Source organism: Streptomyces sp. NPDC023541 (assembly GCF_055559995.1).
On record NZ_JBVHJO010000001.1, the window covers coordinates 474,889 to 493,245 of the forward strand.

The window sequence follows — 18,357 nt, forward strand, 5'->3', positions numbered from 1 at the left end:
CCTCGGGGATCGCGATCGCCTCCCGGTGTATGCAGGAGGGATGGATCTCCGGCCGCCGCACACGCGCCACCACCGGTCCCTGCAGCTGAGCCACGCGCAGCTGGTGGCCCCGTTCGCGCTCATCGCCGTCGTGACGGTGGTCGACATCCTCGCCCCGCCCGAGGTGCACCTCGGGCCGTTCCTGGTCGCCGCGCCGGCCATGACGGCTTCGTTCGCGGGGCCCCGGATGACGGGCTTCGTGGGGCTGGTGGCCGTGCTCGCCCAGGTGGTGGTCTCGACGACGCGCACCACGCTGACCGACCTCAACCACACCTTCCAGATCATCGCGCTCGTGATGATCTCGGTTTTCGTGACCTTCTTCGCCCACCTGCGGGAGGTGCACGAGAAGGAGGTGGTGCAGCTGCGCACGGTGGCCGAGACCGCCCAGCAGGTCGTCCTGCGGCCGTTGCGCGACCGGATCGGACCGCTGGGCGTCGCCTCGGTGTACCTGGCCGCGGCGGCGGAGGCCCGGATCGGCGGCGACCTGTACGCGGCCGCCCGTACGGCCACGGGGACGCGCTTCATCATCGGCGACGTCCGAGGCAAGGGTTTGGAGGCGGTCGGGGACGCCGCGCTCGTCCTCGGAGCCTTCCGGGCCTCCGCGCACCAGGAGGCCGGGCTGGCCGGGCTGGTGGACTACTTGGAGGCCGCGGTCTCCGCGGACCTGGACGGCGGCGGGGACGAGGGCGAGAGCTTCGTGACGGCCGCGGTGCTGGAGATCCCCGACGACGAGCCGGTGGTGCGCCTGGTCAGCTGCGGGCATCCGCCGCCGCTGGTCCTGCGCCGCGACGGCACGGTCTCGAGTCTCGACGTCGTCCGGTCCGCGCCGCCGCTGGGTCTCGCCGGGCTCGTTGCGTCCGCGGTCACGGCTCAGACCTTCTCCTTCGGGCCCGGTGACGTGCTCCTGCTGTACACGGACGGCGTCCTGGAGGCGCGCGACCGGGCGGGCACCTTCTATCCCCTCTCGCAGCGGGTCGCCGCGTGCGTCGGCGCGCACCCGCAGGCGCTGCTGGACCACCTGTGCGAGGACCTCCTCGTGCACGCGACCGGGAACACCCTGGGCGACGACGCGGCGATGGTCGCGGTCGAGCGGCCCGCGCAGCCCTGAGGCGGCCCCGGCCGGGCGGCGTTTGCCAGAATCGGATCATGCTGACCATCGGAACGATCGTCATGGGCGCCGAGGACGTGCGGCGGGCCGCGGAATTCTGGGGCGGGGCGCTGGGCTACGTACCGCGCGACGGTGAGGTGGACGACGACTGGACCGTGCTGGTCCCGGCCGGCGGCGGAGGTGGCACGCCTGGTGGCGCTGGGTGCGCGGCACGTGGACTGGGACTCCTACCCGCAGGACCCTGATTTCGTGGTGCTGGCGGACACCGAAGGCAACCGGTTCTGCGTGATCGACGCGACCCACGGCTGACTCCCCTGACCCGACCCGACTGATGGACCATGGAGAGGACCTCCACCTCGCTTTCGAAGCGGAGCAGCAGCTCGGCGTGGTCGGGGAGTTGGGGGGGTGGATGGTCTTCAGGGCGACGTGTGGCGCCGCCCCCTCGCGCCGCGCGAGGTACACCGTGCCCACCACAACGCCGTGCTCCCGCCGGGGATTACGGGACAGCCCTAAGCTGGGATCGAAAATCCACCTGATCACCGACCGGAATGGGCTGTCTTTGTCCCTGGGTATCTCCGGTGCCAACATGCACGACAGCCAGGGTCTGGAACCGCTCGTGCGTGGTATCCCGCCCATTCGGTCTCGTCGAGGTCCGCGTCGCAGGCGGCCTGGAAAACTCCACGCGGACAAGGGCTAAGACTACGGCCACCTGCGCCGATGGCGCCGCGAGCGTGGGATCCGGCCCCGCATCGCCCGCAAGGGCGTTGAGTCCTCACAGAGGCTCGGCCGTCATCGATGGGTCGTTGAGAGGACCGTGTCCTGGCTAGCTGGCTGCCGTCGGCTTCACCGCCGCTACGAACGCAAGCCGGAACACTTTCTCGCCTTCGTCGGCCTTGCCGCAGCCCGCATCTGCCACCGCCGTCTGACCTGCGGATGACGTTCCCAGCCGGTAGCTCAGCAGGGCGTCACCTCTGGGTCGAAAATGCGTAGGCCCCAGGGTTCGACTGTGCTGTCGCAGAGTTCAGCCAGGAACTGCACCGCCCCGCCCGCATAGTGCCACCAAGGCTCCGCCGCGACCGGCCACGGTAAGGAACCACTCCTGTGGGGTCTCTCCAGCAGTGCTCCACATGAACTGGTCACTCTCGTCCGACTGCGGCCACGGCAGAAGGCCGCCCGGTGCGGGATAAGCCAGCAGGACGAGATCGGGTTCCGACAAAGCATCGACAAGTACATCCAGGCTGTGCTGAAAGCCACGGTGTACGCGGTGTTCCTCGACCGGTTCAGGCAGGCTCACGAGAATGTAGTCGCCGATGGCGAACGTTGGGTACCACTTGGCGAGGTACTTGCAGTCGGACGGCAGTGCGGTGCCCAAGCTCTCCTCGACCAAGGCCCAGTCGAGCGCAGCCGGCGCCGATCGACGAGAGTCGGCCAAGCCTGGGATAGCGCTCAAGCGCTGCAAGAGCCTCTGCCGGACCGTGATGCGGCGCTTCGGCGTCTGTGTCTCGATGGGAGCGTCCGTCATGGGCAGCAGCCTGCCAGACCGCTGTGACACGCCCATGAGCGGATCCACCCACCCAGCCCCTCCGCTGTCGACCCGACAATGAAGAGCCAGGCAGACAATGCTGAGGACGACGAATCGAAGCCATTAGAAACATTACCTTAACTTGTTCTTTATCTTCGGTGGTCTGTGGCCGGGTAAGACGGGCCCATGGAGGCGTCCAGATCTTCGATGATCTTTCGGAGTTCGCGGGCTCCGCGAGGTGACATTGCTCGGATCACGCCGTCGAGTAGGGCGCGGCCATCGAGAGGGTTGCCGCAGCAGTACCAGTGCACGTTGCCGAACTCGTCGTCGTGCCAGAGTTCGCGTGCGGGGCGGTGGACATAGTCCTTCCACAGACGCAATGCCGCGCTGGTGTCACCCGGCTGGAGATAGTTCCGAGTGCGTTCAAGGCGAACTATCTCGGACAACGCTCGCGAGGAGAGGCGGTCGATGGCCGGCCTTGAGTGCTGTGACTGCTGTCGGTCCGGGATGCTGGCCCGGATGCGTCCTGGCCGTCTACGCGGCATGGACCTTTCGGTTGGTCGTCATGCCGTACATGGTGCCACGACCTCGAACAGTCCCTCGAACGGATTCGCTCGCCTGGGGATTCACCTGACGTGGAGGCGGCCTTCGTCTGATCATGTGCTCCGACCAAGGTGCACGTGACCACGACGAAGGCCGTGAGGTGAGTCTGCTGCCTGATGCTGTCCGGAGGGAAGCGTTCGCGGAAGCGTCACGCTTCCGGGGCGAGTTCTACGAGTGTCTGACCGCGCGGCGCGACGAGTTGTTCGAGCTGGCCGATGCCGTGCTGTGTGCGGACGGTGCGGTGAGGTCCCCCGTGGACCGGACGCTGCTGCCCGAGCATCGTCGTGGGCACGGAGCGATGTACGGCGGCCTGAACCACGGCCGGATCGACGTCGGCCGGCTGCGGACCGTGCTGGCCGGGCTGTCGCTGCCGCGGTTCGACGGCGGGCGCCTGGTCCTGGCGGTCGATGTGTCGCCGTGGCTTCGCTCGGACGCGCCGTGCTCGGCGGAGCGACTGTTCTGCCACGTCTACGGCCGGGCGAAGACAGCTTCGCAGTTCATCCCGGGCTGGCCCTACTCCTTCGTCGCCGTGCTGGAGCCGGGCGCCACATCCTGGACCGCGATCCTGGACGCGGTCCGGCTGGGACCTGCCGACGACGCGACCGCGGTCACCGCCGCCCAACTCCGAGGAGTGGTTGAGCGACTCATCGCCGCTGGTCAGTGGCAGGCCGGGGACCCGCACATCGTGGTCGTGAGCGATGCCGGCTACGACGTCACCCGCCTGGCCTGGGTCCTGCGCGACCTGCCGGTCGAGCTGGTGGGCCGGGTCCGCTCCGACCGTGTCATGCGGCTGCCGAAGCCGCCGCGGATGCACGGCGTCAACGGCCGGCCGCCCAAGCACGGCCCGGAGTTCCGCTTCACCAAGCCGGAGACCTGGCCCGAACCCGCGATCACCACGGTCACCGACACGACCAATTACGGCAAGGCCGAGACCCAGGCGTGGGATCGGGTTCATCCCCGGCTCACCCACCGCTCTTCCTGGCTCGACCACGACGGTGAACTCCCAGTGGTCGAGGGGACGTTGATCCGGTTGAAGGTCGAGCATCTGTCGAAGGACCGGGATGCCCCGCCCGTGTGGTTATGGTCCTCGAAGACCGGTGCCACCCCGGACGACGTGGACCGCTTCTGGCAGGCATTCCTCCGCCGGTTCGACCTGGAACACACCTTCCGGTTCGCGAAGCAGACCCTCGGCTGGACCACCCCGAAACTCCGTACTCCCGAAGCCGCGGACCGCTGGACCTGGATCGTGATCGTCGCCCACACCCAGCTCCGGCTCGCTCGTCCGCTGGCCGCGGACCTCCGCCGGCCCTGGGAGAAGCCCGCCGCGTCCGACCGGCTCACCCCGGCCCGGGTCCGCCGGGGGTTTCGGAACATCCGCGCCCACCTCGCCTGCCCGGCCCGTGTTCCCAAACCCCGAGGCGCCGGCTCCGGACGACCACCCGGCGTCAAGAACAGACACCGGGCACCCCGCTACGACGTCGGCAAAACCGTCAAACGCCCCGAGACCCTCAAGGCCATCGGCAAGCCGGGAAGATCTTGGTAGATAAAGAACAAGCTTAAGCGTGAAAGTGAAACTCGATATCGACTTGAAAACTGGGGCCTTTTAGAAACAAGATCCGCTCCCACGTGCTCAAGTTTCGGTCCAGGCATTCATCGAAAGCCGTGTTAGTTGGAACCTTGGTGTCGAAGGTATCACCCCACCCTGCGCTTCCATCTTCCGCTCGGGGAACACGGGAACGTGCCGGTCAGATGGGGTTGGCCGTTCCAGCGGAGCGCTCTTGAAAACCGTAACGGTTCGGGTTGGTGGGAGTTTCCCTGCTACATCAAGCACCCGACTGCGCTCCGCTCCGCCGGGCGGGCTTCCCGGCTCCGGCGCCGCTCCTGCCTTCGGCCCGCTCCGCCCCCGCTGCGCCGACGCCCGCCCCTCAAGAAGGGATAGGCACAAGAGCATGGGACGAGCCCCCACGACCCGCGGTTCCATCTGTCACCGACATGCCTCCGGCGGGTGCCTCGGGCTCCGGGATGGCGGGGGCGCCGTACGCGGGTGCCGGCCCGTGCGGGCTGGGGCGGGGAACTCCCTTTCCGTCTGCCACCCAGGACAAGCCGCGCACGCAGCCAACTCCAGCGAAGTCGTCACTTGCGCGGGCTGTGGGCCGTTTGGTCCAGCGCGGGCGCAACTGCGCGGAGTAGTCACCGGGAACCTAGGTCGGTTTTCCTTTAGACACCACTTGATAGCATCCCCACAAGTCTAGCTCTAGCATCTTCCTAAGAAAGTTTGTTTCTGCGTCGAGTGAGTTCCAGCTGGCATCCGCGGTTGGAAGTCCGATCTCAACTGCCTGTTCCCACACGCTTTCAGCTTGTGCTACGGCAACCCCAGCTTCATGGATCTTCTCAATGTCACCTCTTCGTTCGCCAGGCATTTCGAGTTCCCGCCATCTTCCGATGAGCCGCATGTAGGCGATTTGTGTGTCCCTGAACTTCCATGCAGCGGCCTTTCGCTCGGCTTCGTTGGCATTGGGTTTCAGCTTCCCGTATGCGATGCCGTCCAGGGCTTCCGCCCGCATCCTGTTTATCCCGGGCATTTCTTGCTCGCAGATTGCCTCTGCTTTTACTCTCCATTGGTCAATGGTAGGAGCCGCGCTTGTGCATTGAGTCAAAATGAATGCCAGGATGCCGGTAATTGCCGATAGTGCCCCCAGCCACCAGCCAATGTGACTCCGGAGCTGGCTTTCCGCTCGCCGCGTCGGCGACTCTCCGCTCATAACCGCCTCCTGGAAGCGGCGACGGCTCCAGTGTCCCCCAGCGCTCACACATGCGCACTTCACTTGCGGCGCGCGCGAGTGAACCGCGTGCAGAAGCGCGCTTGCGGCCTATTCGTGGACCAGTAGGGCTCGGAATGCCCTTCGCAGGGAGCTGACCTGCAGAGACTTGTGAGACACACGGGGCCTCCGGAACTGTTGCAGCAGTGCAGCACAGTAGACAGACCCGTCGGCCGACGTTAGCCAAAGGGGCCTTCCGTAGCCATGCTGATCAGGGCCTCGGCGGCTGGGAGGTAGCTGCGGATACGGACTCCGCCCGACAGCGGTCGAGGATATGGCCGCTCTGCGGCCCCAAGCATGTGCTATGGGGCCGCAGAGACTGAAAGATCGTCACCCGGGTCGTCGGACGTCCGTCAGGACGTCGTCCAGCAGTCCTCTCACGTCACTTCCGCCCAGGACCAGCTGTCGATCCAACAGCCGGTTTCCGGTCTCGCAGGAGGTCTCACTCACCAGGGAGCAACCGTGGCAGGCCGAGAGGTTCAGCTGCGAGGCTCCCTGACGGTCGCTTTCGATGCAGACCGGGTCGTTGGAGCAGAAGTCCGCGTCGTCCAGGGCTGCCACCAGGAGCGGGATCAACTTCTTGGGGTCCCCGAGCCTGACGAGGCCGCCGAGGGTCCCCTGAGCGTCCCCCGCCGCGGTGTAGATCAGGATCCCGGCGGTCTTGTCCGTGCGATCGGAGTTCGCGTAGATCCTTTCCTGCAACGCGGCGGACGCGTAGCCACTGGCGAACGCCAGTCGCCGGATGAGCAGGTGTGCCAGCGTGTGCAGGGCGATGTATCTGGGTTCCGGCACGTCGAGGCGGCCGGCCCAGGGAGAGTCGGCCCTTCTCGTCTTGAGGATGCCGGCGCGTGCCTGCACCTCCGGCTGCGCCTCCCATGCGGCGAGCTTCTCCTCGTCGAACCGCAGGAAGATCCCTTCCCCGAACAGTTCGATCGCCGGGTATGTGGGCCGATACGACCGGTCCGCCCCCAGGTCGGCGTCGATCAGTGCCGCTTCCGCATGGTGGCGTCGAAACCCCCGCAGGGCGCGGACCTCCCGCACCCGGCGTACCTGTCCGATGCCGCTGATCTTGTCAAGGAGGCTCTGCGGTCCCGCGAGCCCTTCGTGGTTTCGTCCGTCGACGACGAAGTCGCTTCCCGTGCGGTCGCGCCCTTCGTCGAGTTTCTTCAGAAACGCCGACCACTCGCCGTCCTTCAGGTCGAGCAAGAGCTCGCCCGCGGGGCCTTCCTCTCCTACCGCAATGCCTAGGACGGTTTCCGCCGTCACTCCGAGATCGTCGGCGATCAACTGCGCCAGCACTTCCGACTGGGGCCCACCGTTGTCGGTCACGACTTTCCCGAAGAGCATGTGACCGCGGATCTTGTCTGCCGCCTCCGCTGACTGCGGACGTTCTTCCGGTATGTCGAGAGCCGAGATCCTGTCGGCGATGTAGTTGCCCGTGGCGCCGCGCTGCACGGCGACCAGCTCGTACGAGCAGAGCTTCTTGACGGAGGCCTCCGGCTCCCAAGGCTGTCGTCCCGCGCAGCGGATCCCGTTCTGGTGCAGGGCCCCCTTCGTCACGAGTTCCGCGAGCTTGCGCTCGTTCCCGCATCCGTAACACTTCACCACCAGTGCAGCGAGGCCTTCGCCGCGGGTGGACAGCTTGTGGAACCTGAGCGCCTTGTAGTCACGGCAGACGCGGACCGCCTCGTTGAGGTTCGCCGCACGCCCGCGATGCGCCCACTTGAACCAGTTGACGTCCTGAATGTGGCTGCCCTTTTCGCAGACCGCGACGTATCGCATCGGCACGAGCACGCCGCCGCAGTCGCAGGTGTTGCTCCACTTGCCCTTTTTCCTCCCGGTCAGCTTCGAGAGCTTGTCGCAGCGCTCGCAGAACCGCCACGCGGGAAAGCGCCAGTACGGCAGCGCGGGAGTCTCCTTGGCGGCACGACCCGCATGCGCCGGCGGTTGCCTCAGCACACCGGCACCGAGGCGGGCCATCAGGCGCTCACAGCTGATTTCGTGGGCGAACTTCTTGTCCCACCAGGACGTGTCCGGCGCCACGAGCGACTCGCCTCGCACATCGACGATCGCTCCCACACCGAACGGTGAGATCGTCTCGGAGATGCGCAGGTCATGCCTGATCTTCTCCACGGTGCACCTCCTCCTGCGGTTCCTGGACCTCGACCGCCACGTTAGGCTCCACGGACCTCATCGAGTCTCCGACGAGCCACCCCTCACCGGGCTGACCGAACTTCTTCAACAAAGCTGCCTGGTCTTTCGTCGTCCGCTGGTAGTACAGAGGCTCGTCCGACTCGCGTGCCTGCGCTGCCCGTCGGTCCCAGTCCCTTAGGAGGCTCCATACAGCGGAGCGTGTTTCCGAGGCTTCGAGATCATCGGCGCGCGTCACGTAGCCGAGGAACCGGTCCACGAGTCGATCGACCGCCTCGCGGATCCTGTCGTCCCCGAGGTCGAACCGACCCGCTGCGTCATGCGGGGCGAGTGCGGCGAACGACTGCCGCAGCAGAGCCACGAGCGCGCCGGCGAGCGATCGCTCGCGCGAGGCCAACGACCACGGCGTGACGCTCGTGGGCTCCACGCTCCGGTAGAGGGCCTCGTGGTAGCCGCGGAAGGTCTCAAAGTGCGACCGGTCACGGGCCCTGCCCGACCGGAACAGCGTGACCACGACGCCCTTCGTGTCTCCACGTCCCACACGGCTCGTGGCCTGGATGTACTCGGCCGTGGTCTTCGGCTGCCCCACCATGAGCATCAGCGCGAGCCGCGGAATGTCGATGCCCACAGAGAGCATGTTCGACGAGAGGACCACGTCGACGGCCTCCGACGATTCGTCGGCCCTGGCCCGGAGCGCGCGGAGATCGTTCGGCAGCTCCTCGGCTCCGCGACGGCTCGTCAGTTCAAGGACCTTCCCAGCCCTGACGGGGCGCAGCGGGAAGCCGAGCCTCTCGGCCCGGGGCTCCAGACGGCCGTTGACGTCGTCGACGACCAGTGTCCCGGTACGCCCGAGCTCACGAAGACTGTTGTGGTACATGACCAGCGTCCAGTACGCGTCCCGTGACGCGGCGGATGGGGCGCGGGCGGCGAGCGCCTCCGGCATCTCCACCATGGGAGTGACGGCGGCGATGACGGCCGACGGCTGCGAGACCGACTGCGGCATCAGGCCGACGTAGAGACGTCCTTCCCCGCTCTCCACCGGGCGGGAGAAGAAGGTCCGGTCATCGTCGAGTCCCGATGGCGGGTACAGAGCGACCTCGCGCCCGTACAGTCCCTTCACCTGCTCATCGGACGCGCGGATGGTGGCCGTCGAGGCCACGATCTTGGGGCTGGAGCCCGACCGTCTCAGCAGGAGCTGGATCACCGCGTCGAAGACGGCGACGGTGGTCCCGAGCGGTCCCGCGAGCAGGTGCAGCTCATCCTGAATGATCATGGACGGCTGCTCGAAGGTCGTCCCGAGACCGAGCAGCCTGCCCGCTTCCGGTTTGAACTGCAGCCGCGCGAACTTGTCGACGGTGGCCAGGAGAATCGTGGGCGGTTCCTGATACAGCACCTCGTCGACGACCGCCAGCGGAAGTTCGTCGGCGAACTCGCACGACTCGTCCACACAGTGGAGCACTACGTCCGCGCCCACCAGGCGCATGCCGTAGTCCTGTGGCTTGTCGCTCCTGAGCTTCGGCACCAACGGCGTCAGACACCACGGGCAGCTCTCGACCTGGAACGCGTTCGCCTCCTCCGGACGCGTGGCCTTCTGGAGCCGCTTGAGTGCTTCACGTGCCTCTGAGCGCGTGCCGGGCGTGACCTCGTTGCCCACCCACAGACCGATCGAGAACGGCGCCATGCCCTTCGCCCGGTCGTCCGTGTCCCGCAGCTTCTCCATCGCGCAGATCAGCGCCGCGGCCCGTTGGAACTGCTGAGAGGTCAAGAGCCGCAGGGTGTAGCGAGTGATGACGGCGGTCCCTCCCCCGGCCCTGCCGGGGGCGAGCCGTCGGCGGAAGACCTCGATCGCGGCGAGACCCAGGTACGCCTCGGTCTTGCCGCCACCGGTGGGGAACCAGATGAGGTCGACGAGGTCCCGGTCCTGGTGCCTGTCATCGACGGTGGAGGCCAGCGACACGAGCAGGAAGCCGAGCTGGAAGGGACGCCACTGCGGCTCGGGCACCTGCTCCTGCGGCTTCCCGCGGTTGATCGACGCCTGGCGCATCTGAAGACGCATGGCGGCCATGCCAAGTGAGAAAGCCGTTCGGAGGTCTTGCCGTCCCGGCGCCCGGAGGAGGTCGATGCCTTCCCTCATCCTGCCGACGGCGTCCTGCGAACGCCCGGCGATCCGGACGGCCACGGTCCTGTCGTCGCCGAACGCCTCCGCCCGTTCCATCTGCCGGGAGGCCCAGCTGGCGAACGCCTCGACGAAGGCGTCCAGCGATCGAAGGACCGCTTCGGGATCCCTGTCGATCCGCTGGAGGTGCCCCAGCTCCAGGGCCTCGGCCTCGGGCGTCCCCTTGTCGAAGCCCGTGGTCTCGACGGCGGGCACCACGGAGGCCGGCACGGGATCGAGGAAGACCTTGGTGCACCGGTCCGTCGTGCACTCCCAGTCCGCGGCCATTCCGTGCCCGACCGCGTACACCTTCCGGTTGCGGTATCGCAGGCGGAGTTCAGCGGCTTCCGAGTCGGTGTCGATCGAGCGCGTCGTGTCGTACTCCAGGATCTCCGCCTCCTCGGAGGGAGAGGCAGCCAGACGAACCTGGAACAGCGTCCGAGGGATGTCGAGTCGGTCGTCGCCCGTGGATTCGGTCAGGATCCGTACGTGGACGGTGACCAGCCAGTCGCCCCGGAAGGCGCGCCACCGCGATCCGATCTCGAGCGATACCCCGCCCGCGGAAAGACGCTCGGGCCCCTTCCCCCGCCGGAGATCGAGGCCGTCGACGGAGAACGGGGTACGCCGCCACCTGGGCGGTCCGTCCCCCTCGACCGCGGCGTACGTACCGCACGAGAAGTCGACGTCGACGGAGTCACCGTCGGTGACGAAGGAGAGCGCGACGGACGAGGGCTTCCAGTCCTCGGCCAGGGGGACCCCGGCCCCCTTCTCCTCGACATCACCCTCGGGGACATCCGCGGAGACGTCCTCGTCCGTGCCCCCGCCGCCGTGAGTTCCGCGTGCCTCGGCCTCGACCGGGAACAGCATGCCGACGGCGTACTGCCGGTGGGGCAGGTTGGTCGTAACCTCGTCGTCCCCCGCCTCGGGCCCCACGTAGGATTCTCGGAGATGGCGGAGGGCCTCCTTCTGGGCCGCTGTGAGGTTCACTTGCCAACCTGCTTTCGAAGAAGATCCTGGAGCCGCTTCTTGTCGTCCTTGGACGCGAGCACGTGGAGCGTGACCCGTGCCCTCGTGACCGCCACGTAGAACGCGGCGAGTCCCCGGTCGTCGTATTGCCGGGGCAGGTCGCAGGCGATGACATGCTCTGCTTCCAGCCCCTTGGCGAAGCGAGGGTTCGTCACGAGGAATCCGGCCTCGCTCCTGCGCGGCTCGGCGTCCCCGGAGACACCGATGATCCAGATGTCCTGACGGCGGGCCCCGTTCGCGATGAGGTCCCAAGCCACCGTCTCGGCCGCGGAGACGCTGGCCGTCCCGTCGGACCACCGCCATTCCACTCGGTCGCCGTGGACGATGCCCGGGTCCCCGACATCGGCGCCGAGGTACTCCTGCACGACGTGGACGATCGCACGGGTGTTGCGGACGTTCCGGTCCAGGTCGTACTGGAGTGCCTCCTGCTGGATCAACTCGCAGACGTCCGGGTCGAACTCGCCGTCCACACGTGCCTGGTTGTTGGGGTCGAGGAACATCCTCCACCGGCCGCCCTCGCGGCCTCCGCGGATCACGGCGTCCAGTGCGTCCATGCCCTCGGCGTTCATGAGGTCCTGTGCCTCGTCGACGAAGACAACGTCGTACTGATTGTCACCGGAGAGGTCCGCGAACGGAATGAGGTCGATGTCCCTGCCCTCGATCCGCGGGCCGAAGAAGTCGACCAGGGCGGGGGAGTGAAAGGTGATGAGGACCGACTTCCCCTCGCCCGCCTCCTGCTTCGCGCCCTCCGCCAGTACCAGGGACTTCCCGGTGCCCGCGCCGCCGAAGACGAGCATCCTCGGATTGCGGGAGAGCGCGGCCAAGACCCTGGCCTGGCCCTCGGTCGCACGATTCTGCTCCTCCAGCACCGCGCCCCGCTGTGCATCGATGACGGGCATCCTCGTGAATTCACCGAAAAGACGGGCCCGGAGGGTCTCGGGCCGGGCGACTCTGACTCCGAAGGGGGCGGTCCTTGCCTCACCGGCAACCTTATCGAAGGCCTCCGTCAGTGCGGCGATACTCATCTGTTCCTTGGCCCACCAGTGGCTTCCCTTCCATTCGACGGCAGCCGGAGGCGCGTCTATGTCGGGGGTGAGGGCGACGGCCTCGGTTGCGAACCAACCGACGCCTTCCTCGTGGAGGATGTCGCGAAGTGCGTACATCGCCGACTGCGCCTGGTCCATCGGCGACTCGCGCAACTTCTTCCAGTCACCGTGGCGGTCGATGGAGTACCAGACGCCGTCGTACTTCCTGACGCCTCCGCCCTTGACCTCGACGATGATGATGACGCCGTTCCAGAGCACGACGAAGTCCGCTTCTCCCTGCTGCTTGACCGCGTGGCTCCGCAGCTTCACGGAGTGGAAGGCGACCGCGTCGTGGGGGCCGTCGATCGCCCTCAGCAGTCGGGCCACCCGTCGTTCGGCGTTGCTGGTGGTCGTCGTCTCGATGTCGGCGAGGTCCGGTATGAGGATCATGCTCCCTGCTTCCGCCAGAGGTCTTCGTAGGCGCGGTATCCGAGGAAGTCGTTGACCGCACCGAAGTTGTCGGCGACGTCCACGATGAGGCATTCCGGCTTGCCGCCGTTCGCGGGGCCGCGCAGACCGCGGCCGGCCATCTGGATGTACGCGCTGGGACTGAACGTGGGCCTCGCGATGTACAGCGCCCGGACGCCGGGCGCGTCGAATCCCTGGATCAGCAGGTCGCAGTTGGCCAGAACCCTGATCTCGTTCCTCTTGAACCTCTCGATGACGTCACGGCGCGTCTGTCGTCCGGTCTGGCCGCTCACCGCCTCGGCCGTGACCTTCCGGTAGCGAAGTGTCGCGGCGAGGACTTGGGCGGACAGGACGTTCGGCGTGAACACGAGGATCGGCCATTCCGGGTCCTGGCGGAGAATGTGCTCCACGAGAATCCGCATGCGGGCTTGGTCCTGACCGATGCGGTCGAGAACCTTGGGCTCCAGCTTGCGCCACGACTGCACCTGCTCAAGTTCGTCCGGCTTCAGCGCGACGTCCACTCCCGGCAACACCTCATGTCGGACCCGAGCGAGGACCTCTCTCTTCGAGAGCTCCTCGTAGGCGTTGCCGCCGAAGGCTCGCATGATGTGGTGACCGAAGCGGGCCGCCAGCTCCTCCGTCGGTTTAGTGACAACGTCGCTCTTCCCTTTGAAGGGAGTCGCCGAGACGCCCACCAGGGGCCGTTCCCAGCTACGACCGTCGACTCCGAGCCACTTGAGGATCTTCGTGTACATCTTCGACCCGCCAGCCCGGTGCGCCTCGTCGATGAACACCGCGGAGGCCCGGCTCAGCCACTCGTACTCAGGGGTGCCGGCCACCCTGTCGAGCTTGGCGTCGGTGGCCACGACCACGCTGAACTCGGTGTCGGGTTCGTGGACGATGTTGGTGTTCCAGAGCCGACCGATCGCCAACGGGCGCTCGTCACCGAGCCAACGCCAGACGGTGCTGAACGTCTGCACCGCCTGCTCGCAGAGCTCCTCCGACTGCGCGATCCAGAGCACAGTTCCGCTCATGTCGCCATCGACGAACAGCCGCAGCACGGTTTCGGTGGCCACCCGGGTCTTCCCGGCTCCCGTCGGAAGCTCCACCATGCCCTTGCGCGCGCGACCGTCGGCTCCCCGGGACGTCAGGACCTCTTGCAGTTCCTCGCTAATCCTCTCCTGGAAGTCGTGCAGGGGCTTGAGCTTCACGGCACCGGGCACGACGAACTCGTCATCCTGGTGCCGGGTGCGACGCCCGGCGTACTTGGCACCGAACCCCATCTTCCTGAGCCAGGCGACGGTCGAGGCTCCACCCGCCCATGTCGTGGGAACGTCCGTGTACCCCTCGGCGCTGAACTCCTCCGCGAGGAGCTTGATCGAGTCACTGCCGTAGACGGTCAGGAAGAGCTCCGCAACGCACGTGGAGTCGTCCACCAGGTTCTGCCCCTCAAGTGCCTGCCAGAGTCCCTTCGGCAGGTTCTCCTTCAGCGTGTCGTCACCGATGAAGATCGCCAGCCGCTCCGCGTCACTGGACGCGGCCCGGGCGTCCTGCCTCTGGGTCTCGAGTTGTTGGTTGACGCGTGCCTGGAGGATGTCGCTCAGCTCGGCGTTCGACAGGCGAAGGTCGAACGCCCCGTTGACGATCTGCAGGATACGACGTTCGTCAAGATCCGCCTGGACCACCAGTGTCAGTCCCTGCAGGTGCCATTCGAGCGACTGGTCCTCGACCCCGTCCTCGGTGGTCGCACGCTTCGTGATCTGGACGGCCTTCGCCACGGTCACGTTCATGACCCTGTCCTCGACGAACGTCGAACGCAGTCCGGTGTACAGGTCGACGACGCGTTCCTCGACCTGTCGGCCGTCGACCAGCAGGTCGAAGGAGAAGCTGTCCTCGAACCGGCGGCATCCGACCATTTTGACGAACTGCTCCGCTTCGTCCTCATCCACCTTGAGGTACGGCTTCTGCTTGGCATTGAGGAACTCCCGTTCCTCCTCCGTCGTCGCCAAGTACACCGCATCGGGCCGCCTCCTCTCGATGGCGCGTCCCACCCGGGCGGGGATGAAGACCGGACGCCCCTCCGGGAACGCGAACCGACTCGCGGTGAGGACGAACCCCGTCAGTGCCGTGTTGCTGATCTGCGAGGTGATCTCCGCCTCAAGCGCTGCCCGCAGGACCTCCGCGGGAACCTCGCCCAGGTCCTTGGGCAGTGCCAGAGCGGCCTCGACGTGGCGCGGTCCTCGGAAGAGAGGCAGCACGGCCTCGTATTCAACAAGCGACGCGGAGACGACACGGCTGGGAGTCTGGTAGCCGCGAGTGGACTTCAACAGGCCGGCTCGGACCGCCGCCCATCGGACAGGGGACAGGACCCGGTGGCTGAGACCCGTGTCGATGTCCGTGCAGAGCCAGTGACCTGTCTGGTCGAGCCTGAGCAGTCCTTCCGTCCACCGCTCGCGTACGAGTTCGGGCGCGCCCGCGTCCTGCAACATCAGGAGTGCCGAGAACGGACCGGGGCCGTCCCCCCTGTCGAACTCGACCCGCTCGACGGGGCGCTCTCCAGGACCGAGCCTCTGGTTCACCTCGTCCAGCACGTACTGGCAGTAGTCCACGAAGTGGACTTCGTCCTCGAGCGAGTACGAGCCGACCGGCTCGGTGATGACGCCTGCCGCGTGTGCGAGCTGGGGCACGCACTTCGTCCGGTCGAGAACTCGATCGGGAGCACTTTCGCCGAGGCCGTCGATGTCCAGCACATACGCGGGCAAGGCCCAACCACCGTCGAGCGTCGGGACCCTGAGAGCACCCGCCTTGTTGCCCGCCACGACCTTCTGCGCCTGTGCCATGGGCACATCGGTGGCGGCCTCCCAGAACTTCGGGAGCTCGTCGTCCTGGACCTCCGGTGACAGCCTGGCCATCCTGGCCTCGAACTTCGCGAGAGGATCGAGGTCCCGGAACCCCCTGTCCACGAGCTTCTTCTCGACGCCGGGAACGGCCAGGAAGTCCGGATCGACGAAGCACGACCCTTCGATGTCAACGTCTTCCGCACGGTGCAGGAAGACCCGATCACGGTCCTTGAGGGACAGCATCCCGTCGGTCGTCGGTATTACCTTCGCAGGGCCGAAACCGTTGGGATTCCGCAGCACGAAATCGAGTGCCTTCGCCGCAGAGGCCACGTCGGGTCCCTCCGCCCACTCGCGCAACCAGGAAAGGACACCTCGCTTGGGCACCCTCTCCAACGCCTTCAGCTCGTCCCTGGGACGCGAGTCGACGAAGGCGGAGGAGACACTGCACACGTAGAGCGCCCTCAGGCGGGTTACGCGCTGACCGTTGGCATAGCAGCGCCAGTGCGGCACGGCGTCGTCGGTGTGCGGTGACTTGATCCACTCCTCGTGGTCACGCTCGGACGCGTCGCCGACACCGAAGTCGAGAGGGCGGAGCTCCGGCGGCGTGCGCAGCGCACCGGTCGCGTCGGGAATCAAGGCCTTCTCGCAGCCGAGCTGCGGGACATGGGCACAGAGGATCTCGTCGCCGAACGAGTGGGCCTCACGGCCACGCGCCGGCATGTAGTCCAGGTGTGCCGCCGGATCGTCGACGGACGAGACCTTCGGCAGCATGTCGAGGAACATCCCCGAGAGAGTCAAGAGGATCTCTCGGTTGTACGTGTTCGTGAGCAGGGTGGTGCGGTCGTCGTTGACGCTCCAGGGGGCGTTGAAGAGGGCGGACGCCGATGTCCTGTCCTGGAGCGGGAAGTACGACCAGAACTCACCCGTTCTCAGTTGAGCGAAGCGTGCGGGCATGGCGACCGTGACCTTCATTCGGTCACGTGACACCGCTTCACCGACCTCGATCCGAGCTTCGGGGCTGGGTACGTGCATTCGGTTGTCGACGTACCACTCGTCATGGCCACCGTCGGGGCGTTCGATCCGGAATTTGCCGTCACCCAGGTCGCGCGACACATGGCTCGTCACGAAGTTCGCGTCGGCTCCGACGACTCGGAGTCGGATCTTACGCACCGAGTTGACGAAAAGGAGGAACTCGGAGCGGAATTCCTCGATCTCCTTCTTGAGGTTCTCCAGCCTCGTCGCATGCGGCAGTCTGACGATCGTCACCGCCCACTCCGCCAGCTCGGCCAGGATCGGGTCCTCGACGAACTCGGCCTCCGCGTCGATCCGAGTCAGAGTCCTCAGGACCGGGAGTCTTTTGGGCACAGGCCCGATCGTCGCGATCGCCGCCTTCGCCTTCGGAGAGTTGAACTCGAAGGCGACCGATCGGCTGAACACCTGCGGAGTGTCGGTGACCGCGAGCACCGACTTGAAACCGAGCCCGAACCGCCCGATCTCGTCGCCCCGCTTGCCACTGAGATGCGCGTGAGCGAGCGTGGTGAGGCCGCTTCGGGAAAACGGTCGTCCGGCGTTCGCGCAGTACAGTGTCTGGCGGGCGAGGTCGAGGACGATCTCGACCCGCCCCGCCCCCTCCTCGTGCTCGGCAGCCCCCGACATGGCGTCTGCCGCATTCTGCACCAGTTCCAGAAGCGTGCGGTTCGAGTAACCGCCGACCCGGATGGAATCCTCTTGGTTGGCGTGCTCCGTGATCAGGTTCGAATTCGCGCGATACGCGCTGATCGCCCGTTCGAAGAGTTCGTCAACCTCGCGGACCAAGCCCGCATCCGGCGCCCAATCGACATTCTTCCTCGCCACGGCTGCACCGCCCCCACTTCCAGTACCACGATTCACCGATGCTTGAACTGCACCTAAGGTTCCTGAATATCGATTGCCGATGTTCCGACAGCATGGGATGCCACACGCCGTCGAAGCGTCACGGACGGTAAGCTCAGCCACCGACAGCTCGCCTCCTCGAAATCCTCAAGTGGCGATCGGCGCGCGGGCGCCAGAACGTTCAAATTGCCGCAGGGGGTGAACTCGCCGCCCTTCGCGCAAGGTGTTCCGACCACAGGTCGGTACGAGCGCCGTCGATCCACCCCACGGTCCGGCATCGTTCGACCGACCTCGACGATGCTCGTCCTCAGAGGCAGGTCGGCGTCACCCCGCCCCGGTACGCAGATGTACATGGCTCCTCTTGCGTCAGTGCGAGGTCAACGACCGACCCAGGCACTTCGCTTGAAAGTGCGCCAGACACGCTGCGATGTTCGCACTCCCCCCGCATTCGTGAACCTCAAGCGTTCAATAGATCTACGCCACGGGGAACCCCCGTTACCGATTCGCAATCCGCAGATCGGCTACAGCCTGCAGCCCGGAACCAGCACGTCGTCAAGGGTTTGGCCTGTCAGGCAAAACGCACCCATCTTGGAACCGCGTCAACCGCGTGCACCTGGACGCCTCAACCGCAACCAGAGGCCTTTGGCTCCGTGCACAGGAACCGGTCTTCACAAGTCTCCCTGCTCGCGCTTCGTAAAGGCTCCGGCAACTCCTGGCCAAGTGGAAGCT

At 66.5% G+C, this 18,357-nt stretch carries 8 protein-coding genes and 2 pseudogenes; 4 read left to right on the top strand and 6 right to left on the bottom strand.

Annotated elements, in window-relative coordinates; all coding sequences use genetic code 11:
* The first annotated feature begins 40 nt into the window (after positions 1 to 40).
* The 3 genes and pseudogenes from ACZ3X1_RS02280 to ACZ3X1_RS02290 form a co-directional block, all read left to right on the top strand.
* Positions 41 to 1,147 carry a PP2C family protein-serine/threonine phosphatase gene (locus ACZ3X1_RS02280; RefSeq protein WP_467275744.1) on the top strand — a complete coding sequence of 369 codons (1,107 nt, stop codon included), beginning with the start codon at positions 41 to 43 and terminating at the stop codon, positions 1,145 to 1,147.
* A gap of 38 nt (positions 1,148 to 1,185) precedes the next feature.
* Positions 1,186 to 1,456: pseudogene (locus ACZ3X1_RS02285) on the top strand (VOC family protein).
* Between the two features lie 199 nt (positions 1,457 to 1,655).
* A pseudogene (locus tag ACZ3X1_RS02290) lies at positions 1,656 to 2,084 on the top strand (IS5 family transposase); the annotation flags it as partial.
* Positions 2,085 to 2,168: 84 nt separating this feature from the next.
* Here the strand turns inward: ACZ3X1_RS02290 and ACZ3X1_RS02295 are convergent.
* Positions 2,169 to 2,669, bottom strand: coding sequence for an SMI1/KNR4 family protein (locus tag ACZ3X1_RS02295; RefSeq protein ID WP_390074201.1), 501 nt, complete (start codon positions 2,667 to 2,669; stop codon positions 2,169 to 2,171).
* A 703-nt stretch (positions 2,670 to 3,372) separates the two neighbouring features.
* Between ACZ3X1_RS02295 and ACZ3X1_RS02300 the strand changes: the two genes are divergently transcribed.
* Positions 3,373 to 4,815, top strand: a complete 1,443-nt coding sequence (locus ACZ3X1_RS02300) for an NF041680 family putative transposase (protein WP_467275748.1) — start codon at positions 3,373 to 3,375, stop codon at positions 4,813 to 4,815.
* Between the two features lie 658 nt (positions 4,816 to 5,473).
* Here ACZ3X1_RS02300 and ACZ3X1_RS02305 read toward each other — a convergent pair.
* From ACZ3X1_RS02305 to ACZ3X1_RS02325, 5 genes are all read right to left on the bottom strand, one after another.
* A complete protein-coding gene (locus ACZ3X1_RS02305) occupies positions 5,474 to 6,034 on the bottom strand; it encodes a hypothetical protein (RefSeq protein WP_467275750.1) in 561 nt (186 codons plus the stop codon).
* A gap of 387 nt (positions 6,035 to 6,421) precedes the next feature.
* Positions 6,422 to 8,224 carry a DrmB family protein gene (gene drmB / locus ACZ3X1_RS02310; RefSeq protein ID WP_467275752.1) on the bottom strand — a complete coding sequence of 601 codons (1,803 nt, stop codon included), beginning with the start codon at positions 8,222 to 8,224 and terminating at the stop codon, positions 6,422 to 6,424.
* A complete protein-coding gene (locus tag ACZ3X1_RS02315) occupies positions 8,205 to 11,384 on the bottom strand; it encodes a helicase-related protein (protein WP_467275754.1) in 3,180 nt (1,059 codons plus the stop codon). Before ACZ3X1_RS02315 ends, drmB begins: the two co-directional genes overlap by 20 nt.
* Positions 11,381 to 12,898, bottom strand: a complete 1,518-nt coding sequence (locus ACZ3X1_RS02320) for a nuclease-related domain-containing DEAD/DEAH box helicase (RefSeq protein WP_467275756.1) — start codon at positions 12,896 to 12,898, stop codon at positions 11,381 to 11,383. The genes ACZ3X1_RS02315 and ACZ3X1_RS02320 overlap by 4 nt, the downstream gene beginning before the upstream one ends.
* On the bottom strand, positions 12,895 to 17,610 hold the full coding sequence (locus tag ACZ3X1_RS02325) for a DEAD/DEAH box helicase (protein ID WP_467275758.1): 4,716 nt from the start codon (positions 17,608 to 17,610) through the stop codon (positions 12,895 to 12,897). The genes ACZ3X1_RS02320 and ACZ3X1_RS02325 overlap by 4 nt, the downstream gene beginning before the upstream one ends.
* Positions 17,611 to 18,357: the final 747 nt, after the last annotated feature.

Excerpts from the sequence above, each read along its gene's own strand:
- ACZ3X1_RS02280 (WP_467275744.1), top strand. The coding sequence starts at position 41 with ATGGATCTCCGGCCGCCGCACACGCGCCACCACCGGTCCCTGCAGCTG.
- ACZ3X1_RS02320 (WP_467275756.1), bottom strand. The coding sequence starts at position 12,898 with ATGATCCTCATACCGGACCTCGCCGACATCGAGACGACGACCACCAGC.
- ACZ3X1_RS02295 (WP_390074201.1), bottom strand. The coding sequence starts at position 2,669 with ATGACGGACGCTCCCATCGAGACACAGACGCCGAAGCGCCGCATCACG.
- ACZ3X1_RS02305 (WP_467275750.1), bottom strand. The coding sequence starts at position 6,034 with ATGAGCGGAGAGTCGCCGACGCGGCGAGCGGAAAGCCAGCTCCGGAGT.